The organism is Paenibacillus sp. USHLN196 (assembly GCF_037144955.1).
GTDB lineage: Bacteria > Bacillota > Bacilli > Paenibacillales > Paenibacillaceae > Paenibacillus > Paenibacillus xylanexedens_C.
In genome coordinates this window covers 303,892-325,190 of record NZ_JBBCYH010000004.1, presented here as the reverse complement: position 1 = coordinate 325,190, position 21,299 = coordinate 303,892, and the positions used below count along the sequence as shown (strand labels likewise).

The window sequence follows — 21,299 nt, the reverse complement described above, 5'->3', positions numbered from 1 at the left end:
CGGACAAGCTGTAAATTCACCCTTCCGCTCAAGAGGAGAATGAAGATGGCCGGAATTCGTATTGTAGATATCGATATCTATCATCCAGCAACCAAGGTGCACAATGACTTTTATATTGAACATTTTGACGCAAGAGGTGTAGATATTCGAGGATTGTTAAAGGCACTTGGTCGTGATACACGTTATAAAATTGACAACGATGACGAAAACTCACTAAGCATGGCCTTTGAGGCAGCCAGTAACCTACTGGAAAAAACCGGACTCACCGGTGCAGATATTGATCTGATTGCTTATGCAAGCCAAACGCCAGAATACATCTTTCCTACGAATTCCTTGATGATCCATCGCCTGATTAACGGAGCCTCTCATACGATCTGCATTGACAGCAACGCCAACTGCGCAGGCATGACAGCAGCTTTCGAACAGGTTAGCCGGCAGATGCTGGGCAATCCTCGCATTCGTCGTGCATTAATAATCGGCTCAGATTACGTGGCTCCTCACGCCAGTCCGGATGATCCCGTCTACTTCGCTAACTTCGGTGATGCAGCAGCGGCGGTTATTGTGGAGCGGGATGAACATGCTGTCGGTTTCATTGATTCAATCTATCAAACGGATACGTGTGTGTATGGTAATTCGCTCTTTCCTGCAGAAGGCCTAGCGAAACTGGGCAAAACGGGTGTAGATGCGGGTGCTTTTCATGTGAAATTCATACCATTCGATGATTCCATCTGCGTGGATGCCGCTTCGGAGTCCATTCGTACCCTGTTAACACGCAACGAAATTACACCAGACGAGATCAAAGCCGCCTGCTTCTCTCAACTATCCATTAGTAATATTCGGGCAGTATCCGAGAATGTCGGCCTTGCTGATGATATTGCCGTCTACATTGGCGATGAATTCGGATATACCTCAACCAGCAGTCCATTCATTGCATTGCATCGGGCGGTTACAAGCGGTCAGATTCAGCGCGGTGACAAAGTGTTGTTCTGGACGGTTGGAGCCGGGTGGCAAAATGTTGCCATGGTGGTAGAATACTAGGCTAGCCTTTTCCGCCATCATATCTTTATTCAGCAGAATAATAACCAGGACGATCCCTTTTATTTTAATTCAAAAAGGATCGTCTTTTTATTTGAACGGAATCCTCACTCCACCACGTACACTGCTTCTGGCTTTATTAACTCATAGCAATTAACTCAAAGCAAAAAGCAGTCCTATCGGACTGCCAGACTTCTGCTTTTATACCAAACGTTCAGAAAATCTTCTTCGTCTCGCGATCATCTTTCAGGATCTCTACAGCCTCCCGGAAACGCAAGGAATGCACGATCTCCCGTTCCCTCAGAAATTTCAGGCTGTCCTGCAGATCCACATCATCCGTCATGTCGATCAACCATTGGTATGTAGCCCGGGCCTTCTCTTCCGCTGCAATGTCCTCGTACAGATCCGCAATTGGATCACCCTTGGCTTGAATATACGTAGCAGTAAACGGTACGCCTGCTGCATTACTGTAAAAAAGGGCCTTATCATGATTAACGTAGTGAGCAGCCAGCCCGGCTTGCTCCAGTTGTTCCACTGTAGCATCTTTGGTGAGTTTATAGATCATGGTTGCAATCATCTCTAGATGAGCAAATTCTTCTGTGCCGATATCATTCAACAGACCAATAATTTTGTCTGGAATAGTATAACGTTGATTCAGGTAGCGTAAGGCTGCCGCCAATTCGCCATCTGCTCCACCATACTGTTCCATCAGTAATTTGGCCATGTAAGGGTCACATTTGCTCACGCGAACGGGATATTGCAGTTTTTTCTCGTAGACCCACATTCCACGACTCCTCCTTTAACTTTTATACCTGCCAAGGCCATGGTGTCTGGGACCACTCCCACGGATATTTCGAGAAGGCGTGACCAAAATTCATCAGCGGTCCATACAGCTGTTGAAACTCATGAGCTACCCGCATTCGCTCCTGGCTGAACTTGTTGTACTGCTCAATGCTTTGGAAGTCACCCGGATGGGTATCCAGGTACAGATTCAGTTCTACTAACACGAAGTCCAGCGCCTGAAGTTCTTCCAGCAACTCGTAGTATTTTGCATCACAGGCTTTCGATGCTTCAGGTTCCATCTGCCTCCACCTTCCTCTCCTTTGACTTCTTGGATGTGTAAGGGCTATATAATGCAGGCCATAATGTTCCCAGTCTTAACGCTTCTGCCGGACTGTATTGCGGCCAACCCATGGGCTGGAACGGTATAAACAACTGCGGCGGAACAAGATACGTACGGATTTCCATCGGTTTACAAGGATCAAACGGCCCCACAAAAGGAGCATAGGCTCGAAGCTGTGGATCCTTCACTCGAAACGCCTCCTTCAACGATGTTTACATGCATCCCCCATACAATTCAAACCATTGCTTCCCGTCCCTATATGCATATGTTTCAGTTCTACAGGTTAATCCCCATTTATCAAAACTTCGTAAGGAATTTCTCATGCCTACTTCACTCTCAACCAAAAAAAGACCCTTGGAAGCACCTCTTACGGCACTTCCAAAGGTCTGTATTTCGTAAAATGAGTAACATGATCACACTTGCTCGTCCCACTCATCATCACACTACAACAAAATCTATTCTGCTGGTTTTTCTTCCGAATTCATGTCTTGAGGAACAGATTGCTTGTACACTCGAACCCGGGTAATTCGCAAACGAGTGGACTCCTCCACTTCAAAGACGTATCCATTCAGCTCCCGAGTTTCGCCCTTGGCTGGACTACCTCCAAGCTCTTTAAACAGCCATCCGCCAATGGTATCCACTTCTTCATCCTCAATGATCGCCCCAGTCCACTTATGAACCTCTTCAATAAGAGAACGACCGTCAATCGAAAACGAATCACCACTGCGTTCCATATGCGGACGCTCATCCTCAAATTCGTCATACAAATCTCCAACGATCTCTTCCAGAATCTCTTCGGCAGTCAGCAGTCCCGCCGTGCCACCATATTCATCAACCACCAGTGTCATCTGAGAATGTTTCTTCTGCATCAGACGCAGCACATGACTGATTTCCATCGATTCAGGCACGTTCAAGATTGGACGAACAAGTGAAGCCAGATCATGTTGTTGCTCCGGTTTAGCCAGCAATAGATCGGTGATGTGTATGAATCCGATAATCTCATCCTTGTCTTCTCCTGCGACAGGATACCGGGAATGTTTGGTTGCATTAATAATCTCCAGGTTCTCTTCCAAAGACATATGGGTATACAGACAATCCATGTCTGTACGTGGCAGCATCACTTCACGTGCAAGCATATCGGAGAAATCAAAGATGTTATCCATCAGTTTGATCTCATCTTTATCGATGACACCACTCTTCGCACTCTGCTTCATCAGAATACGAAGTTCATCTTCCGAGTGAGCTTCCCCTTCACTGGCAGGTTCGATACCCGCCAGACGTAGCAAAGCATTCGCCGAAACATTCAGCACCCAGATGAACGGGAAGAAGATTTTGTAGAACAACAGCAAGGGTGCAGATAAGAACAAAGCCACTCCGTCTGTTTTTTGAATCGCCAACGATTTAGGGGCAAGCTCACCCAGCACAATATGCAGAAACGTAATGATACAGAAACCGATAATGACGGACACGGTCGATATCAGCCCTGTATCTCCTACACCCAGCTTAAACATGAGAGGCTCAACGAGCAATTCAGAGATGGCTGGTTCTCCCAACCACCCGAGTCCAAGCGAAGTCAATGTAATCCCGAACTGAGTTGCCGATAGATAGGAATCCAGTTTACTATTCACCTTCAGTGCATAACCAGCCAAACGGTTTCCTTCACTCTGCAATTGAGTTAAGCGCGTTTGCCTTACTTTCACAAGGGAAAATTCCGCTGCAACAAATACGCCATTCAAAAATACGAGCAAAAAGACACAGACCAGATTAAATACCAGCTGTCCAAGATGAAATTCGGTATGAATATCCAAGTTGAAACTCCCCTTTTCTATCTATTTCAGGAATGCACCTGGAATATCAACGTGTGATTGCCTTTCTCGATTTGAAATCCACACCTTTGTAGTACATATCTGCCACCAGCAGGTTTGGCCCGCAACAGGAAGCGATATCGCAATGGCAGTTAACCGTCTGATTCAACGGATGTTCTGCTGACCACTCATGGAACACATCATCCAGCTTACGATCTCGAATATTGCCAAATGCCGGGATGTCCGCAAAATCCGTCACATATACATTACCCGTAAACATGTTGACGTTAACGCGGTTGCGTCCGTCCGGATCATTGCGTACTGTCACATTGGGCTCACTGTACAGTCGATTAATCAGTTCCCGATCCTGCTCTGCTGCACTACACGCGAAGAATGGCAGGGTACCGAAGAGCATCCACATATCCTTGTCACGCACATCAAGCAAACGATGAATCGCTGCTCTCATATGGTCCAGTGATAACACAGGCAACGACGAAGCAAAGTTCGAGTTATACATCGGATGCACTTCATGACGGACACAGCCCATCTCACGAATCAATTGGTGAATACCATCCAGTTTGTCGTGCGTACGGAAGTTAATCATGGACTCCGCAGAGATAAACATGCCTGCTTCACTCAATTTGCGCGAATTTTCAATCATTTTCTCATACATTTTCACCGCTACTTCACGTTTCACAGGTCTTCCACTGTTCGCAAATCCAACTTGATGGAAATCATCTGCATTCAGATAGTTGAATGAGATATGCATAACGTCCAAATACGGTAAAAGTTGCTCGTACCGGCTAATATCCAGCGTTAAATTCGAATTAATCTGGGAACGGATGCCACGTTCCTTGGCATATTTAAGCAGTGGGATAATCATCTCATCCACTGTTTTCTGGCTAAAGCTTGGCTCGCCACCCGTTAGACTAATCGTCTGCAGATGCTCGACTTCATCCAATCGTTTCAGCATCAGCGGTAGCGGAAGAGCTGGCGCTTCACGCATCGTTAGCATATCTCCCACAGCGCAGTGCTCACACCTCATGTTGCACAGATGTGTCACCGTCATTTCTACGCTGGTCAGCACATGGCGTCCATATGTACGCAGAGAGCCGATCGGATCCCACGGATCATTCGTCGGCGATAAAGGCATCGGTTGTACCGATCCTGAGTTTAGCATGGTCATTGTTCCTCACCTTATTCCTTTTATTAACCTAAAAAGTTTTATTTACATCATACCTTGTGTTTCTCTTTTTGGAGTTATCTTTTATCATAGCACAATTTTGAGTGCTCCGGCATACGTAGACCCTGTCCATTACATGACAAAAAACGCTCAAACAACTCCGAGCCGAATCACGAAAACGGCCCCGATATTGCGACATGAGCGCTAATCATCTTCCAAGCTTGTTCAACTTTCCAACCGTTCACTTTGGCCGGATGAAGGTACATCCTCAACACCTTCCACACCTGTGATCATGACAGACAGTGCTGTCGACAGGTTAATTTCGTAAGGTGAAGATAACGTCCTCTTATCCGCATCCTTAAGGACTCGGATAAGAGGACGCTGAGGAACTCGGGGATGGATTGCTGCGACCACCCCAACTTCTCCTGTACTAAGCGTGACGGAAAGACCCACGGGGTAGATCGCCACACAATCCCTGAATCTCTCCAGCATCCGCTGTTCGTAAAGCGTGCCTGAACCTGTATATAACACCTCTACTGCCTGATGCGGCAGCAAGGCTTGCTTGTACACCCGATTCGTTGTCATGGCATCATATGAATCAGCAAGCGCAATCCATTTGGCATATTCATGAATCTCTTTGTCCTTCAGGCCAAATGGATATCCACTGCCATCAATTCGTTCATGATGCTGCAATGCACAATGTGCAGATAGAAGCGGTATACCTGGTTCGTCTTTGAGAATACGATGTCCATATGTAGTGTGCTGCTGAATGATTTTAAATTCCTCGTCACTCAATCTGGAGGGCTTATGAAGTATTTCCGTTGCAATCTGTGTTTTGCCAATGTCATGCAACAAGGCACCCAGACCAATCTCCATTAATTGCTGGCGTGTGTAACCCGCAGCGACACCAAGAACCAGTGTGTACACACATACATTCAGAGAATGATTATACAGGTCAAAATCACTGGAGTTCATGTCCATCAGCATAATCATGGCTTCCTTTTGACTGCCGATGTCTTCCAGAATGGTATTCATCACACCACTAAGCGCTTTACCGAAATGAGGAATCCGGTTCTTCGTTTTCAGTCCAGACATACTCTGAAATTGCTGCTTGATCTCAACCAGCGCTTTTCTCCTGGTCTCTTCCTGCAACATATCTGGAACAATGATATCTTCGGTCGCGGCATCTCTGATATAAACATAACCAACCCCGAGATCTTTGAGACGTCCAATCAGTCGGCTTGTTAGCTCTACATCCTCACTAAGTAATACCAGGCCCTCTTCACTATAAATACGTTTCCCCAGCTTCATGCCAGGCTGCAATAAGTTTATATGTACTAAACGCACAGCCTATCCTCTCCCGCTCCGTAGATGTAATTACCACTAGCCGCCGCTTCAGCAGAAGGCAAGTCCTTTATTTAGTTTCACGCCAACGGGCTCCCAGGCTGTCGTCCAGCGCCCCTGGTCGTTTTAATTCCAGTTCCAGCAAATCGCGTATGAATTCCGGAAGATGATAGCGTGTGTTGGTTCCATGAGCCAAAGAAGGATACCCTACGTTAAATGTAAACATGTCCAGCGTTCCAACGACATACTCACCCTGATCGTCCATCGGCTCCCCATTGATGGAGATAGATTGGATTTTCTCATAAGCTGGTGCAGTCGGATTATATTGAACTTCCATTCCATCCATACATAACGTACCGAGAATTTGACCACGAAAACCAAATCCTACAATGGATTTACTTGAGAATTCATCCAACAAGGACTGCTCAAGTGCTTCACGAATATGACTTCCACTCAAGCATATTGTACAAGCATTTATAGGAGATGGACATAGGGAATGCAACATTCCTTTCGTAATTTTGCCTTGTGGAAGGTCTCCAAGAAGCTGACCCGCGTTCACCAGAGACAGCTGAGCTCCTGTGAATCGACGGACAGCTTGTGCAAGCAATGATGCAAAAGGAGATTCCCGGTCATATTGGATGGGCAACAATCGGTCGGTGATCACTGCGGTCTGGTCCAGTGTCCTTTCGGCTTCCGTACGATTCGTGGCGATTGCCAGCGTGACCTGATCATCCAGTAATATACTCTTGGCAGCAACACATCCACTACTTACCAGTTGGAGAGGTTCTCCCAAACTTGTTCGTTCCAGAACCACTTTCCCAAGCCATTGGCCAAATTTGCCGGCTGCGCCCAGCACGGTCTGCCCAATGACTAATGGTTCTTCCAAAACATGATGGGTATGCCCACCGAGAATAACATCAATTCCAGCAATCTGCTCCGCCAGTCTCCGATCTGTAGAGAGTCCCAGATGCGAGAGAATAACCACCACATCCACTTCGGCGCGTAATGCTTCAACCTGAATTCTTAGCGTCTCCAACGGGTCCAGAACATCCCAACCCAGCAGTTCGTAGAACGTGGTGAATGGCGCAGTAGCCCCCAGCAGCCCAATGCGAAATGGACCTTTCTCCACGATGAGGGAAGGTTTCATCCACACTGGCGGAAGACCGGTCGCTTGTTCAACGACATTGCCACATACCACAGGACACAGAAGTCCAGCGTAGGACTGGGCAAGCTGATCAGGCGTAAAGGTTAGTCCTTCATTGTTCCCGATGGTTATGGCATCGTAGCCAGTCAGGTTAATTACATCGACATTGGCCGTGCCTAAAGTTCCTTCTGTCTCCACAGCCATCCGGTCCATATGATCACCGATATCCAGTACAAGGATGTCTCCACCTTGTTCACGTTCCTCATTGATCATAGCGGCGATGGTGCTCATGGAGCCGAAGTGACTATGGATGTCATTGGTGTGCAGAATCGTCAATGTTTGCTTCTCCCTGGTGCTCATCACACCGCCTCCCCCGCTCTTCAATAAACGTTCATTCTTCTAATGGATAAGCATAACATTTTCCACGTCGTTATGATATATTTAAAGGGTTTAGAGATCAAAAAGAGGTGAGTCATATCATGAAATTGACAATTCAACTATTTGCAGGCATTGCAGAACGTTTAAATACATCCCTCCTGGATTTTGAGTACATTGGAGATGCTCCGACTGCTGCCGATGTAAAAGAAAAACTGAGTCTGGCCTACCCCGAGGCAGCATCTCAGATAAGAACTTCCTTTCTCGCAGTTAACCAGCAGTACGCTCCTGCCGATACTATACTCAGGTCAGAAGACGAACTGGCGTTAATCCCTCCTGTCTCCGGTGGTGATGGTACGAACATGCCCGATGAGGAGCATCTTTCTACCTCTCCCGAGCATCGGACTGAAGATGGGTTATTTCTGATTACCGAATCAGCCTTGTCTGTGGAAGCTACAACGGCGCTCGTAATTACCGCGAATCACGGCGCAGCTCTTACTTTTGTAGGTACGACTCGTGAAATGACCGGTGAACAGCGTACCGTTCATCTGGAGTACGAGGCCTATGTACCGATGGCTCTTTCACAGATGGCAGCCATTGGAACGGAAATCTCCGATCGATGGCCTGGTGTACTGTGCGCAATCAGTCACCGCATCGGCAAAGTCGATGTGGCAGAGATTAGTGTAGTCATTGCCGTTTCCTCGCCTCATCGCAATGACTGTTATGATGCAAGCCGCTACGCCATAGAAAGACTCAAACAGACGGTCCCGATCTGGAAAAAGGAAATCTGGGAAGATGGGTCTGAATGGAAGGGACATCAACTAGGACCCTGGAACCCTATGGAGAACTAACCATGAGTCCTTACACCTTTTTGATAGAGTGGGTTAATAGTAAATAAGTCGTTGTCAACCCATTTTTTTCTTGTTATTATAAAGATATGTGTCGATATTAGTCGAGGAAAAGGTGGTTTATACGTGAGAGTGCATGTTACTGATCTTAAACCTGGCGACCTGTTAAAAAATGATGTATACAACAGTTCGGGTCTCCACATGCTGATGAAAGGTTCCACCCTCAGTGAAGATGACCTGTCCAAGCTGCTGCAACATGGAATCGATTACGCAGATGTAGAACATACAACATCCGACCTACACTCTGATGCACAAACCATACCTTCCGATCAAACCCGTCTGTTAACTAATCTGTTTAACGATACGATCAAAGGTACTGAATCTCTATTTCAACAAGCGATGGAGAAGGGTTTTATTGATGAGACACAGGTCGATGAGATTTTGATTACCCTTACGGGACAGCTGGAAAAACAGAAAGACGTTGTCTCCTTGTTACTTATGCTGGACGGGGATAGCGATTATACCTACAACCATTCATTACAAGTCGGAATGCTCGCTTTTTATATCGCCGGCTGGATGGGCTACAACCCCGAGGAATGTCTAACGGTAGCGAAAGCAGGATATCTCCATGATATCGGCAAGTCCAAGATTCCTACTGAAATGTTACATAAACCTGGTAAACTGACCACGGAAGAGTTCGATGAAATGAAGAAACACACGTTCTATGGGTACGATATTATTAAAGAATCGACGCAAGATGAAATTCTCGCTACCGTTGCCCTTCAGCATCATGAGCGCGAGGATGGAAGTGGTTATCCTCATGGACTACGTCGCGATGAGATCCATCCATATGCCCGTATAACCGCTGTAGCTGACGTTTACAGCGCGATGACGACGAATCGGGTGTACCAGACCAAACAGGAGCTTATCTCTGTTCTGTGCGAATTGTACAGCCTAAGCTTCGGTCAGCTAAATGGTGAAGCAACACAAGAATTAATCAAGCACATGCTGCCGAATTTTATTGGTAAACGAGTGCTGCTCACAACGGGTCAAACGGGACTCATTGTCATGAATAATCCTGCAGATTATTTCCGGCCACTCGTTCAGACCTCTACGGCCTTTATTGATTTAGCGAAGGAAAGAGATATTGCTATTGTTGAAATCTATGTACAGTAAGCATAAGGATAAAAAGGGAAGCCGTAATCAGCTTCCCTTTTGTCTATCGTGATTCGTTCATGTTGGATTAAACGTAGAATGCTTTTGTGATGATAACCAACAGAATGAACAGTACCAAGATTGCACCAGTCGATGTGAATGGATTGTATCCACCTACGCCGCCTACGTTGCCTCCACAGCCATATCCTACTTCGCTCATGTGATTGCCTCCTCTTCATCAGGTATACCCTAACATATGACGCTCCGCGCCAGATGAACCGGGCGAAACGGCAACATTCGATAAATGGTTATCTGTCAGGTCTCGCATCCTGTCTAAAGATTCGAGTACATCTAAAATCCCTTTTTTATCGTAGTGTTCTATATATCAGGATCGGAATGAACCTGGATACCGTTTTCCTTGCGGTACATGATGACAAGTAATCGCCAAAATTCATAACTGCCTGTATCGTTCATTATAAACGGTCGATAATAGTCTAGCGCTGGCTTTGCCCATGCAGGACAATCCATATTGGATAGTTGCTTCTGTTGCTGAATCCAGTCTCCCTGGGTCTCGAGCGTTTTCTGCATGGCTTCAAACATTCTTTTCTGCTCCGTAGTCATCGGCTGGGCCTCCTCTTCTTGGGACGAAGTTCCGTATTCTGACTGTAGGTATGCTCCCGGTTCTGTCACACCATCTTCGCTGGCAGTATATCCGTAAGATGGCGCGCTGGTTTTCCGGATCTCATAATGTACATGCGGACCAGTACTCTGACCTGTGCTCCCCTGATTACCAATAAGCTGGCCTCGCTTCACCTGCTGTCCAACGCTTACAGCAATACGTGAAAGGTGCGCATAACAATGCAAATAACCCCGATGATCCTGAAGTGCTACTGTAAGCCCGTAACCGCCGAATCCGGAGCCTGTAACTCCCTCGGAAGCAAAACGTACCCTACCTTCCATAAAGGCATAGACGGGGCCATTCCAGGGCTCTGTCACGAGGTCAATTCCGCGATGAAACGTCTGTCCACCATGAATGGGATGAATTCGATAGCCGAATGAACTTGTAATTCGATATCCCTCGAAAGGGTTAACGCTCATACACTCACATCCTTTTCTATCATTAAATGCTTAAATCTATGAAATGGCTTGTGCTATTAGTCTTATTTTATCCCACAAAAATACCGCTCAGAATATGATTGGAAAAACCCTGTGGTCTCTCCAACGTATATTCCAAGCGGTGCAAAACACTACTATAAATATAATAGCTATGTAATTGAAAAACGCCAAGCTCATCACTACACTATGGAATTCAAAAAAAGGTCGAAGGAATATCCCTCGACCTTTCTTCAATGATTTTGTGATTCCGTGAAAATGGATCTGAAGCTTAATAGCAGCAACATCGTTCTGCTTCACGGCTTCGAAGAGCGCTGAATTGGATTAACCAATAGAGCCTTCCATTTCGAATTTGATCAATCTATTCATCTCAACAGCGTATTCCATTGGCAATTCCTTCGTGAATGGTTCAATGAAGCCCATGATGATCATCTGTGTAGCTTCTGCATCAGTCAGACCACGGCTCATCAGGTAGAAGAGCTGATCCTCAGACACTTTGGATACTGTAGCTTCATGCTCCAGCATGATGTTATCATTCATGATTTCATTGTAAGGAATTGTATCCGATGTGGACTCATTATCGAGAATGAGTGTATCACACTTGATATTGGATTTCGCGCCCTCTGCTTGACGTCCAAAGGAAGCCAAACCACGGTACGTTACTTTACCGCCATGTTTACTAATCGACTTGGATACAATCGTAGATGTTGTATCTGGAGCCAAGTGGATCATTTTCGCACCTGCATCCTGATGCTGGTTTTTACCAGCTACAGCGATGGAGAGTACGGAACCTTTAGCTCCACGGCCTTTCAGTACAACCGCTGGATATTTCATCGTCAGTTTAGAACCGATGTTACCATCGACCCATTCCATCGTTGCATTTTCTTCTGCAACCGCACGTTTTGTAACAAGGTTATAGATGTTTGGTGCCCAGTTTTGGATCGTTGTGTAACGAACACGGGCATTTTTCTTACAAATGATCTCAACGACCGCACTGTGCAGTGAATTCGTGCTGTAGATTGGAGCTGTACATCCCTCTACATAGTGAACGAAGCTGTCTTCGTCGGCAATGATGAGTGTACGCTCGAATTGTCCCATATTCTCGGAGTTGATCCGGAAGTAGGCTTGCAGAGGCACTTCACATTTAACGCCCTTAGGCACGTAGATGAAGCTTCCTCCAGACCATACCGCACTATTCAATGCAGCAAATTTGTTATCTGCTGGCGGAATAACCGTTGCAAAATATTCACGCAGGATTTCCGGATGCTCTCTGAGAGCCGTATCCGTATCCATGAAGATTACACCTTGGTCTTCCAATTCCTTTTGCATGTTGTGGTATACAACCTCGGACTCATACTGAGCCGATACACCTGCAAGGAACTTTTGCTCTGCTTCAGGAATACCCAATTTATCAAAGGTTTCCTTGATTTCGGAAGGAACTTCCTCCCATGTTTTACCTTGCTTCTCCGAAGCACGGACGTAGTATTGAATTTCATTGAAATCCAATCCGTCGAGATCTCCGCCCCATTTCGGCATTGGCATCTTTTCAAATTGTTTCAAGGATTTCAAACGGAATTCCAACATCCATTCCGGTTCGTTTTTAATCCGGGAAATCTCGGTAACCACTTCTGCAGTCAGACCTTTACCGGTTTGAAAGATGGATTTGTGCTCATCGCGAAAACCATATTTGTACTCTTCCATTTCTGGTGCTTTTTTAGCCATCTTGCTCTACCTCCCTATCGTTATTGTACTTTGTTCTCTTCGTCAATCCCTTTGCGTAATGCATTCCAGGCCAGAGTGGCACATTTGATGCGTGCAGGGAACTTGTTCACACCGGATAGGGCTTCGAGATCTTCATAATCGTCGAAATCGACTTCTTCACCTTTCATCAGTGAGGAAAAACGGTTAGCGATATCGAGTGCCTGTTCCATCGTTTTGCCTTTGACAGCCTCCGTCATCATTGATGCCGAGGACATGCTGATGGAGCAGCCTTCACCCGTATATTTGGCTTCCTGAACGATTCCGTCTTTCAGCAAAATTTGTAGTGAAATCCGGTCGCCGCACGTTGGATTGTTCAAATTCACCGTGACAGCGTCATTATCAAATGTTCCGCGGTTACGCGGGTTTTTGTAGTGGTCCATTATAACACGCCGGTACAGATCATCAAGTTGCATCGCCAAAATACTCCTTTGTCTGGATTAAGGCGCTGACAAGCCGATCTACATCTTGTTCGTTATTGTATAGATAGAAACTGGCACGAGCTGTTGAGCTAACTTCAAGCCAGCGCATTAGCGGTTGACAGCAATGGTGTCCGGCACGAATGGCTACGCCACTCGCATCCAGCACAGTTGCCACATCATGTGGATGAACATCACCCAGGTTAAAGGTAACGACACCCACATGCCGCTTGGCTGGTCCATAGATCGTTAACCCTTCGATTTCAGCCAGTCGTTCCGTTGCATAAGCTGCCAGCACACTTTCATGATGTGCAATCTCATCCATACCAATCTGCTCCAGAAAATCAATGGCAGCTCCCAACCCTACCGCACCTGCGATAATTGGGGTTCCGCCTTCGAACTTCCAGGGAAGCTCTTTCCAGTTGGATTCGTACAGACCCACATCATCGATCATTTCACCGCCGAACTCAATAGGTTCCATGGACTCCAGCAGCGCCTTTTTGCCGTAGAGTGCACCGATTCCAGTTGGTCCGCACATTTTATGACCGGATAATGCATAGAAATCACAGTCCAGATCCTGAACGTCCACCTTCATGTGAGGTGTGCTTTGTGCGCCATCAACAACAATGACAGCACCATTGCGGTGAGCAATTTCAGCAATTTGTTTCACAGGATGGATTAGACCCATAACATTGGATACATAAGCGATTGCTACAATTTTAGTATTGTTCGTAATCGTCTTCTCGACATCAGCCAATTCAATGTGACCGTCAGGCTGAAGCGGGATGTATTTCAATGTTGCACCTGTCTCCTTGGCAACCTGCTGCCAAGGAATCAGATTACTATGGTGCTCCATTTGCGTAATAACAATTTCATCGCCTTCTTTGCAATTGGCGCGGGCATAAGATGAAGCCACCAGGTTCAGGGCTGTCGTTGTCCCGCGGGTAAAGATAATCTCCTGTGTACGACGGGCATTGATAAACTTGGCTACCTTCTCACGAGCGCCTTCGTACGCGTCGGTCGCACGGCTTCCAAGGGTATGAACACCGCGATGCACGTTGGAGTTCTCATACTCATAATAATGTTTGACTGCTTCAATCACAGCACGAGGCTTCTGTGAAGTTGCAGCACTATCTAAATATACGAGCGGGTGTCCGTTAATTTCCTGGTGGAGGATCGGGAACTGCTCGCGAATGGACGGGTTCATTGTCCGAGTTTCCGTTCAATGAGAGACTGCAATTGGGTACGCAGTGCTTCCAAAGGAATATCCGCCACCACCGGAGCCAAGAAGCCATAAATGATCAGGCGTTCTGCATCCGTACGGTTAATTCCGCGCGACATCAAGTAATGAATCTGCTCGGCATTGACTTGACCAACAGAAGCCGCGTGACCTGCTGTTACATCATCCTCGTCAATAAGAAGGATCGGGTTAGCGTCTCCACGTGCTTTAGGGCTCAACATCAACACTTTCTCTGTCTGCTGTCCATCGGCTTTGGTCGCGCCTTTCTCAATCTTCGTGATTCCGTTGATGATTGCAGAAGCTTCTTCACGCATAACTGCACGTGTAATCATCTGACTTGGCGTATTCTTGCCGAAGTGACGAGCTTCTGTGGTGTAGTTGATTTTTTGCGAACCGGAACCCACAGCGATGACTTTGGAATCAGAACTTGATCCATTGCCTTTGAGCACGGTCATCGTGTTGCTCGCTGTATCGCCGTTATTCATTTCACCAACAATCCACTCGATTGAAGCATCATTCTCCAACACTGCACGACGGAATGAAACATCAGTCACATTCACACTCAGTTGATGAACCGATGCAAAACGTACTTTAGCACCAGCTTTTGCGAATACTTCCACAACACCATTATGGAAAACAGGTGCGGACAATTCGCCAGATACATAGTTATCCACATACGTTACAGAGCTGTTAGCTTCAGCAACCACAAGCACGTGAGGTGCAAACGTTGCAGATGCATCATCCGTAAGCAGGACTGCTTGCAGCGGCACTTCAATTTCGACATTCTTCGGAACATAGAGGAAAACCCCGCCATTCCAAAGTGCTGCATGCAATGCAGCGAGGGAATGCTCATCTGCTTTCACTGCTGTGTTCAAATACGTTTTTACCAGATCACCATGTTCGCGAACCGCTGTAGCCAGATCCGTGAAGATAACTCCTTTTGCCGCCAGATCAGCAGACAACTTGGAGTACACTGTTCCGGAATTACGCTGGATAACCAGACTACCCTCAGCTTGATCTTTAACCAGATCTTTGATGGAAGCAGGTACTTCTTCTAAAGAAGAAATGGCCTCACTTGTTTTATATGTTCCGTACTCGCTGACATTCCAGCGTTCGATTTTTTGTTTTTCCAGTTTAGGAAGCGCAAGACCACTCGCAAGCTTAAGGGCTTCAAGCCGCTGTTCGGTCAACCAGCCGGGTTCATTGTTACTTTCCGACAAGGCGCGAAGCGCTTCAGATTCAACCGGAAGAATTGTTTGTGTAGTCATTGATTAATCCTCCTCCGTTTTGTCTTTACGCTTCTTGGCCTACAGTTTCGTCTGTAATTCCCAGCTCTGCCTTTACCCAGTCATACCCTTCCGCTTCCAGACGGTGAGCCAATTCAGGTCCGCCGGATTTCACGATACGACCTTGCATCATTACGTGAACATAGTCAGGCGTAATGTAGTTCAACAGACGTTGGTAGTGAGTGATGATCAGGAAGCCACGATCTTCGCTCTTCATAGCGTTCACACCGTCAGCCACGATTTTCAGAGCATCGATATCCAGACCGGAGTCAATTTCATCAAGTACTACAATTTTCGGATCAAGCAGCATCATTTGCAGAATCTCGTTACGTTTTTTCTCACCACCGGAGAAACCTTCATTCAGGTAACGATGAGCGAACTCAGGGTTCATGTCGAGATCTTTCATTTTACCTTCCATTTGACGAATGAACTTGATCAGGGAGATCTCGTTACCTTCGCCGCGACGTGCGTTAATCGCACTACGCAAGAAGTCGGAGTTCGTAACACCCGCAATTTCACTTGGGTATTGCATAGCCAGGAATAGACCTGCGCGTGCGCGCTCATCTACAGCCATGTCCAATACATCTTCACCATCCAGTGTAATTGTACCGTCAGTTACTTCATATTTAGGGTGGCCCATCAATGCAGAAGCCAGAGTTGATTTACCTGTTCCGTTCGGCCCCATGATTGCGTGGATTTCTCCACCTTTCATTTCCAGGTTAATGCCTTTCAGGATTTCCTTACCTTCGATCGTCGCTTTCAGACCTTCAATGACGAAATTCGTAGCCATGTGTATTGTTTCCCTCCATTGATTAATTTGATGTTTGCTGTCGAAAACGAAAAAGCGCCTATTATATCTGAACAGGGCTTCCCCTGAATTTCTCCTGTACTTGATTCTGTATAGGAAGAACACTTTAGAATAATTCTAAACTGATTCTCAATGATAATCAAGTCATTTCCTAAGAGTCCCTGTTCCTTGCAGGAAACATTATTCTATTTGATTCTATAATAAATGCCTAATTGAATCAAATGAGAAAACATCTTCAGCAGAGATAGACAGTGAGAAAAATCACGGTAAACAAACCTTTTATCTGATTCTTCTACGCTAATTAAAAAGGACTTATCCATATCATGGACAAGTCCTTCCGTTAATAACATTACATTTTGAGCATTTCGTTAATCTTCTGTACCTGTTCGTCAAAATCCGCAACGTCCACCACCGGCGTCATTTCGCGCGGCACCGGACCATTCGGAATGGAAATCCAGGAACGGCAACCATTATATTCAGGTAGTACTGGGATCTCCATCGGTTCCTTCAAAAGGTACACACGTAGAATCAATACATGGAGCGGATCCTTCCGTTTCCATTTCAAACGGTCTTCGGCAAAATCCGCTGTCCACATATGAAAGTCAAGAAGTCGATCCAGCATCTCCTGATCTCGTATCTCCAGATCCTGCGTTACTTCGGCATATGCCGTAATGCGGATTGTCGAAGCTTCGGGCACCCATTCGGCCAATGATTCTTCAACATAGGATTGATCCGAGGACTTAATCAGTTCTTTACGCTGATGTTCATAAGTCGGATACAGGTAAAATGCCGGACTTTTCAGCTCAAAATGTCGGGTTTCCTCCACAATACCACCTTTGCGCATCACCATAATCTGGCGACCCGTTTCCAGTGCTTTAATTGCAGATGCCCATTCTTTTAAAGCCGGAATCGTTGGTTCTAACATAAGCGGTCCCCTCCTATCGTTCTTGTCAGCAGTATAGACGCTCAAGGCGTTTCTGACAACATGATCCGGATCAGAAAGCTTACATTAGAAACCTAGTTGCATTAGACTTATGTCGTGGATATATTAACCCAGGAAAGAGCGAAGCATCCACATATGTTTCTCCAGATCCGCCTTGAAGCCAGTGAGCATATCGGATGTTGGTTGATCTTCAGCTGCATCTGCAACTTCGATACCTTCTTGATATTCGTTCGAAAGTGTAGCAAAGTCCTCAATCAGGTTTTGCACCATTGTCTTCGCGTCTTCACCGCCTGCTGCTTCCTGAATAGAGGAAAGCTCCAGGTACTCTTTCATTGTAGCTGTAGGGCTACCTTTCAGCGTAAGAATACGCTCAGCGATTTCATCCATTTGCACTGTAACTTCATTGTAGAATTCTTCGAATTTCACATGCAACGTGAAGAAGTTAGGTCCTTTAACGTACCAGTGATAGTTATGGATTTTGACATACAATACGTTCAGGTTAGCTACCTGACGATTAAGTACTTGTTCCACCGATTTCGCTTGATCTGTTTTGTTTTTTGTAGCCATAATAATCCCATCCTTTATTTAAAATTAGTCTGTCATGCTTGGTAAACAGTTTGGCCTGCAATGCATAACAGAGAGTTAATAATACGTCACCGCATGGTAGCGGAGAGGCTTGTTAACGGCGTTTCTCTCAACCGTCCAGCCTATTTGTTTTTACCCTTGCACAGGAAGTTCGAATCAGGATCGGCTTAGCTTGTCTCAAAAAAAAGTTCAAAAAGCGCGCTATTTCCGATATACTGACATATACCAAGCAAAGAAGTGGGTTTTCCTGTTTCTTCATATATATGGAGGTGGCACCTTTGTCCGAATATCGCCCTTTTACCCCCCAGGATGCAATTGAACTGGCCAAAACATTACCGGGTCCGTTTGCGGCAGATGCGAATCTGGATTGTCACGAGATCGGCGACGGCAATCTGAATTTGGTATTCCACATTACGGATCAGAACTCCGATAAAAGTATCATTATCAAACAGGCGCTTCCTTATGCGAAAGTGGTTGGAGAATCATGGCCACTCTCTCTGGTACGTGCCCGCATTGAACGTGAAATTCTGCAGGAAGAGTATCGTCTGTGTCCAGGTATGGTACCCGAAGTGTATCATTATGATGATGATCTCGCGTTAACGGTTATGGAAGATCTGAGTGATCATGTGATCATGCGCAAAGGCTTGATTGAAGGTGTTACCTATCCTCTTTTTGCACAGCATATTGGGGAATTCATGGCAAGAACGTTGTTCTTCACATCCGACTTGGGCATGGATCAGCAATTGAAGAAGGAACAACAGGGCAGATTCATTAATCCGGACCAATGCAAAATAACGGAAGATCTGATTTTTGATGAACCCTATCGGATCGCCGAGAAAAATAATTATGATGTTTCCATTGAAGATGAAGCTGAAGCGCTTCGTTCCGATGGAGAGCTTCACCTTGAAGTGGCTTTGCTGCGGGAAAAATTCCTGACACATGGGCAGGCACTGCTTCATGGAGATCTGCATACAGGCAGTATTTTTGTTACACCGGAATCAACCAAGGTTATTGATCCCGAATTTGCGTATTATGGCCCCATGGGATTCGATGTCGGTGCAGTACTTGCCAACCTGCTATTAAACTACGCCTCCCTGCCAGGATGGATTCAAGAGGAGACGGCTCTGCGTAAGCGTGAAACGCTTTTGCTGAATATGGTTCGTGATGTATGGACTGAGTTCGAATCCCGTTTCCGTGGCCTCTGGGCTAACGACCTGGTTGATCCGATGGCAAAAACGCCAGGGTACCAGGATCTGTATGTGCAGCAATTGTTCAGAGATTCAATCGGCTTCGCAGGTGCCAAAATGGTTCGCCGTATCGTGGGCCTCGCTCACGTGGCCGATATAGATACCATTTCGAATACGACTGAACGTGAGCATGCTCAGCGTAAAGCATTGTCCATTGGTAAAGCATTGATCAAGAACAATCGTCGCTTGAATACCATCGGTGAAGTACTCGATATCGTATCTACAGCTGTCTCTACAACTAAGGTTTAATATAAGGAACGGAGGTACATCCATGACAACCCCTGAATATCAGCCTCTGTCCTCTCTGATCTGGAAAAAGGACAAGCTTGAAATGCTTGACCAGCGTCTGCTGCCTGAAACGATCCTCATGTTGAAATTGTACACACCTGAGGAAGTATGGGAATCTATTCACTCCATGAAAGTACGCGGTGCTCCGGCGATTGGTATCGCTGCTGCATTTGGTGTCGTATTGGGTGCCAAATCATACGATGGAATGACCATTCAAGGCTGGTTGGATCACGTAAAATCCATATGTGCTCATCTGGCTACTTCCCGTCCAACAGCGGTGAACCTGTTCTGGGCATTGGATCGCATGATGCAAAAAGCAAATGAGGTCGTTGAATCTGGTATGAGCTTGGAAGAGGGCATTGATGCTCTTGAAGTAGAAGCTCTGTTGATTCAGAAGGAAGACGAAGAAGTATGCCGGATGATCGGTGAGAATGCACTGCCTTTGTTCGAAGATGGTATGGGTGTACTCACCCACTGTAATGCAGGAGGACTGGCAACAGCGAAATACGGTACGGCAACCGCTCCAATGTATCTCGCACAGGAACGCGGTATTCACCTGAAAGTATTTGCAGACGAGACTCGTCCCGTACTTCAGGGTGCACGCCTGACGGCGTTTGAGTTACAGCAGGCCGGCATCGACGTTACGCTGCTCTGTGATAACATGGCAGGAATGGTGATGTCCAAAGGTTGGATTCAAGCCGTTATTGTCGGAACAGACCGTGTTGCTGCAAATGGTGATGTAGCCAACAAAATCGGAACCTACAGTGTGGCGGTGCTTGCCAAAGCTCACAACATTCCGTTCTATGTAGCGAGCCCATTGTCAACCATCGACTTGTCCACTCCATCCGGAGACCTGATTCCAATTGAGGAACGCGCTGCCGAGGAAGTGACCGAAGGATTTGGTAAGCGTACAGCACCACAAGGTGTTAAAGTATTCAATCCAGCATTTGACGTAACGCCTAACGAATATGTAACAGCTATCATTACGGAGAAAGGCGTTGTTCGAGCACCTTTCAAGGAAAACCTGGCTGCCTTGTTCGCGAAAGAAGAAGCTTAACTTAATTAAAGAAGAGTTCATGTATAGAGTTAGTGGCTACGACTTGCCAGACTCTATATTAAGTTGCTAAAGAAGGGCTTCCCATAAGGGGAGCCCTTTTGTTAGTCATTAGATCATTTTCAATAATGCCTCTACACCTGTCATACCAACCGTAATGCCCATGGCCTCGGCTTCTGTTGTCACCGACTCCATAGGTGCATGCAATAATTGCTCCAGTGTACGCACACCAACCGCCCGAGCTGCAATAATTTTGCGATCCCCGAGCTTCTCATTAAGTAATCCTACGTCGAGTGCTCCGCACATGATATATCCTTTGGATGTGTTAATGGTCAGCAACGTTGTTTTGGGTAGCTTAACTTCTACCCCTACCAATACATGCTCTCCAACTACAATAGGCTCCATCGTCACCATAATTTCCCGATCCACCTCCTCTTCCACAGGTCACGATAATTGTATGCCTCATTCTGGATTGTCGTGTGGACACCTGCCGTGTTTGAGAAAATGTAGGTACTTATAGTTCAAATACATTATTGGTTATTCTCC

General features: G+C 46.2%; 22 protein-coding genes. 5 read left to right on the top strand and 17 right to left on the bottom strand.

Translation table 11 applies throughout. The features are described from left to right. Positions 1 to 45 precede the first annotated feature (45 nt). Entirely contained in the window at positions 46 to 1,038 is a 993-nt protein-coding gene (locus WFI24_RS11380) for a 3-oxoacyl-[acyl-carrier-protein] synthase III C-terminal domain-containing protein (RefSeq protein ID WP_336760810.1), read from the top strand. 211 nt (positions 1,039 to 1,249) lie between these two features. Here WFI24_RS11380 and WFI24_RS11375 read toward each other — a convergent pair whose 3' ends face one another. The 7 genes from WFI24_RS11375 to WFI24_RS11345 all read right to left on the bottom strand — a co-directional run bounded on the left by WFI24_RS11375 (position 1,250) and on the right by WFI24_RS11345 (position 7,994). Beyond that, on the bottom strand, positions 1,250 to 1,819 hold the full coding sequence (locus WFI24_RS11375) for a manganese catalase family protein (protein ID WP_145319609.1): 570 nt from the start codon (positions 1,817 to 1,819) through the stop codon (positions 1,250 to 1,252). A gap of 22 nt (positions 1,820 to 1,841) precedes the next feature. Beyond that, complete coding sequence (locus WFI24_RS11370) at positions 1,842 to 2,117, bottom strand: spore coat protein CotJB (RefSeq protein ID WP_336760807.1); 276 nt, start codon at positions 2,115 to 2,117, stop codon at positions 1,842 to 1,844. After that, positions 2,107 to 2,346 carry a spore coat associated protein CotJA gene (locus WFI24_RS11365; protein ID WP_179088483.1) on the bottom strand — a complete coding sequence of 80 codons (240 nt, stop codon included), beginning with the start codon at positions 2,344 to 2,346 and terminating at the stop codon, positions 2,107 to 2,109. The genes WFI24_RS11370 and WFI24_RS11365 overlap by 11 nt, the downstream gene beginning before the upstream one ends. A gap of 267 nt (positions 2,347 to 2,613) precedes the next feature. Continuing rightward, complete coding sequence (locus tag WFI24_RS11360) at positions 2,614 to 3,966, bottom strand: hemolysin family protein (RefSeq protein WP_336760805.1); 1,353 nt, start codon at positions 3,964 to 3,966, stop codon at positions 2,614 to 2,616. A gap of 46 nt (positions 3,967 to 4,012) precedes the next feature. After that, positions 4,013 to 5,149, bottom strand: coding sequence for a radical SAM/CxCxxxxC motif protein YfkAB (yfkAB, locus tag WFI24_RS11355; protein ID WP_091032604.1), 1,137 nt, complete (start codon positions 5,147 to 5,149; stop codon positions 4,013 to 4,015). Positions 5,150 to 5,371: 222 nt separating this feature from the next. Continuing rightward, complete coding sequence (locus tag WFI24_RS11350) at positions 5,372 to 6,493, bottom strand: HD-GYP domain-containing protein (RefSeq protein ID WP_336760803.1); 1,122 nt, start codon at positions 6,491 to 6,493, stop codon at positions 5,372 to 5,374. 67 nt (positions 6,494 to 6,560) lie between these two features. After that, complete coding sequence (locus WFI24_RS11345) at positions 6,561 to 7,994, bottom strand: bifunctional metallophosphatase/5'-nucleotidase (RefSeq protein ID WP_336760801.1); 1,434 nt, start codon at positions 7,992 to 7,994, stop codon at positions 6,561 to 6,563. Positions 7,995 to 8,113: 119 nt separating this feature from the next. Here WFI24_RS11345 and WFI24_RS11340 point away from each other — a divergent pair, with 119 nt between their 5' ends. Continuing rightward, entirely contained in the window at positions 8,114 to 8,860 is a 747-nt protein-coding gene (locus WFI24_RS11340; RefSeq protein ID WP_336760799.1) for a molybdenum cofactor biosynthesis protein, read from the top strand. A 123-nt stretch (positions 8,861 to 8,983) separates the two neighbouring features. Continuing rightward, complete coding sequence (locus WFI24_RS11335) at positions 8,984 to 10,033, top strand: HD-GYP domain-containing protein (protein WP_336760796.1); 1,050 nt, start codon at positions 8,984 to 8,986, stop codon at positions 10,031 to 10,033. A gap of 67 nt (positions 10,034 to 10,100) precedes the next feature. Here the strand turns inward: WFI24_RS11335 and WFI24_RS11330 are convergent, their stop codons facing one another. From WFI24_RS11330 to WFI24_RS11290, 9 genes are all read right to left on the bottom strand, one after another. Beyond that, positions 10,101 to 10,232 carry a YjcZ family sporulation protein gene (locus WFI24_RS11330; RefSeq protein WP_222125181.1) on the bottom strand — a complete coding sequence of 44 codons (132 nt, stop codon included), beginning with the start codon at positions 10,230 to 10,232 and terminating at the stop codon, positions 10,101 to 10,103. Between the two features lie 158 nt (positions 10,233 to 10,390). Beyond that, entirely contained in the window at positions 10,391 to 11,110 is a 720-nt protein-coding gene (locus WFI24_RS11325; RefSeq protein WP_336760793.1) for a M23 family metallopeptidase, read from the bottom strand. Positions 11,111 to 11,449: 339 nt separating this feature from the next. Then, entirely contained in the window at positions 11,450 to 12,847 is a 1,398-nt protein-coding gene (gene sufB, locus WFI24_RS11320) for a Fe-S cluster assembly protein SufB (RefSeq protein ID WP_053780522.1), read from the bottom strand. A gap of 20 nt (positions 12,848 to 12,867) precedes the next feature. Beyond that, entirely contained in the window at positions 12,868 to 13,299 is a 432-nt protein-coding gene (gene sufU / locus WFI24_RS11315; RefSeq protein WP_017689537.1) for a Fe-S cluster assembly sulfur transfer protein SufU, read from the bottom strand. After that, entirely contained in the window at positions 13,289 to 14,509 is a 1,221-nt protein-coding gene (locus WFI24_RS11310; RefSeq protein ID WP_336760788.1) for a cysteine desulfurase, read from the bottom strand. The genes sufU and WFI24_RS11310 overlap by 11 nt, the downstream gene beginning before the upstream one ends. Beyond that, complete coding sequence (gene sufD / locus WFI24_RS11305; protein WP_336760787.1) at positions 14,506 to 15,810, bottom strand: Fe-S cluster assembly protein SufD; 1,305 nt, start codon at positions 15,808 to 15,810, stop codon at positions 14,506 to 14,508. The genes WFI24_RS11310 and sufD overlap by 4 nt, the downstream gene beginning before the upstream one ends. Positions 15,811 to 15,835: 25 nt before the next feature. Continuing rightward, positions 15,836 to 16,618 (bottom strand): Fe-S cluster assembly ATPase SufC, encoded by a 783-nt coding sequence (gene sufC, locus WFI24_RS11300; RefSeq protein ID WP_336760785.1) that lies wholly within the window; start codon positions 16,616 to 16,618, stop codon positions 15,836 to 15,838. Positions 16,619 to 16,985: 367 nt separating this feature from the next. Further along, a complete protein-coding gene (locus WFI24_RS11295) occupies positions 16,986 to 17,561 on the bottom strand; it encodes a DUF1802 family protein (protein ID WP_145319637.1) in 576 nt (191 codons plus the stop codon). A gap of 123 nt (positions 17,562 to 17,684) precedes the next feature. Next, positions 17,685 to 18,146 carry a Dps family protein gene (locus WFI24_RS11290; RefSeq protein WP_145319641.1) on the bottom strand — a complete coding sequence of 154 codons (462 nt, stop codon included), beginning with the start codon at positions 18,144 to 18,146 and terminating at the stop codon, positions 17,685 to 17,687. A gap of 296 nt (positions 18,147 to 18,442) precedes the next feature. On the opposite strand from WFI24_RS11290, the gene mtnK reads away from it, so the two are divergent. Continuing rightward, positions 18,443 to 19,660 carry an S-methyl-5-thioribose kinase gene (mtnK, locus tag WFI24_RS11285; protein WP_336760782.1) on the top strand — a complete coding sequence of 406 codons (1,218 nt, stop codon included), beginning with the start codon at positions 18,443 to 18,445 and terminating at the stop codon, positions 19,658 to 19,660. Between the two features lie 22 nt (positions 19,661 to 19,682). After that, positions 19,683 to 20,756 carry an S-methyl-5-thioribose-1-phosphate isomerase gene (gene mtnA / locus WFI24_RS11280; RefSeq protein WP_336760781.1) on the top strand — a complete coding sequence of 358 codons (1,074 nt, stop codon included), beginning with the start codon at positions 19,683 to 19,685 and terminating at the stop codon, positions 20,754 to 20,756. 108 nt (positions 20,757 to 20,864) lie between these two features. Here the strand turns inward: mtnA and WFI24_RS11275 are convergent, their stop codons facing one another. Then, positions 20,865 to 21,167: a YunC family protein gene (locus WFI24_RS11275; RefSeq protein WP_017689545.1), complete on the bottom strand. Its 303-nt coding sequence runs from the start codon at positions 21,165 to 21,167 to the stop codon at positions 20,865 to 20,867. Positions 21,168 to 21,299: the final 132 nt, after the last annotated feature.

Excerpts from the sequence above, each read along its gene's own strand:
- mtnA (WP_336760781.1), top strand. The coding sequence starts at position 19,683 with ATGACAACCCCTGAATATCAGCCTCTGTCCTCTCTGATCTGGAAAAAG.
- WFI24_RS11340 (WP_336760799.1), top strand. The coding sequence starts at position 8,114 with ATGAAATTGACAATTCAACTATTTGCAGGCATTGCAGAACGTTTAAAT.
- WFI24_RS11345 (WP_336760801.1), bottom strand. The coding sequence starts at position 7,994 with ATGAGCACCAGGGAGAAGCAAACATTGACGATTCTGCACACCAATGAC.
- WFI24_RS11295 (WP_145319637.1), bottom strand. The coding sequence starts at position 17,561 with ATGTTAGAACCAACGATTCCGGCTTTAAAAGAATGGGCATCTGCAATT.
- WFI24_RS11310 (WP_336760788.1), bottom strand. The coding sequence starts at position 14,509 with ATGAACCCGTCCATTCGCGAGCAGTTCCCGATCCTCCACCAGGAAATT.
- WFI24_RS11325 (WP_336760793.1), bottom strand. The coding sequence starts at position 11,110 with ATGAGCGTTAACCCTTTCGAGGGATATCGAATTACAAGTTCATTCGGC.
- yfkAB (WP_091032604.1), bottom strand. The coding sequence starts at position 5,149 with ATGACCATGCTAAACTCAGGATCGGTACAACCGATGCCTTTATCGCCG.
- WFI24_RS11380 (WP_336760810.1), top strand. The coding sequence starts at position 46 with ATGGCCGGAATTCGTATTGTAGATATCGATATCTATCATCCAGCAACC.
- sufU (WP_017689537.1), bottom strand. The coding sequence starts at position 13,299 with ATGCAACTTGATGATCTGTACCGGCGTGTTATAATGGACCACTACAAA.
- WFI24_RS11290 (WP_145319641.1), bottom strand. The coding sequence starts at position 18,146 with ATGGCTACAAAAAACAAAACAGATCAAGCGAAATCGGTGGAACAAGTA.
- WFI24_RS11330 (WP_222125181.1), bottom strand. The coding sequence starts at position 10,232 with ATGAGCGAAGTAGGATATGGCTGTGGAGGCAACGTAGGCGGCGTAGGT.
- WFI24_RS11375 (WP_145319609.1), bottom strand. The coding sequence starts at position 1,819 with ATGTGGGTCTACGAGAAAAAACTGCAATATCCCGTTCGCGTGAGCAAA.
- sufD (WP_336760787.1), bottom strand. The coding sequence starts at position 15,810 with ATGACTACACAAACAATTCTTCCGGTTGAATCTGAAGCGCTTCGCGCC.
- sufC (WP_336760785.1), bottom strand. The coding sequence starts at position 16,618 with ATGGCTACGAATTTCGTCATTGAAGGTCTGAAAGCGACGATCGAAGGT.
- WFI24_RS11275 (WP_017689545.1), bottom strand. The coding sequence starts at position 21,167 with ATGGTGACGATGGAGCCTATTGTAGTTGGAGAGCATGTATTGGTAGGG.
- WFI24_RS11370 (WP_336760807.1), bottom strand. The coding sequence starts at position 2,117 with ATGGAACCTGAAGCATCGAAAGCCTGTGATGCAAAATACTACGAGTTG.
- sufB (WP_053780522.1), bottom strand. The coding sequence starts at position 12,847 with ATGGCTAAAAAAGCACCAGAAATGGAAGAGTACAAATATGGTTTTCGC.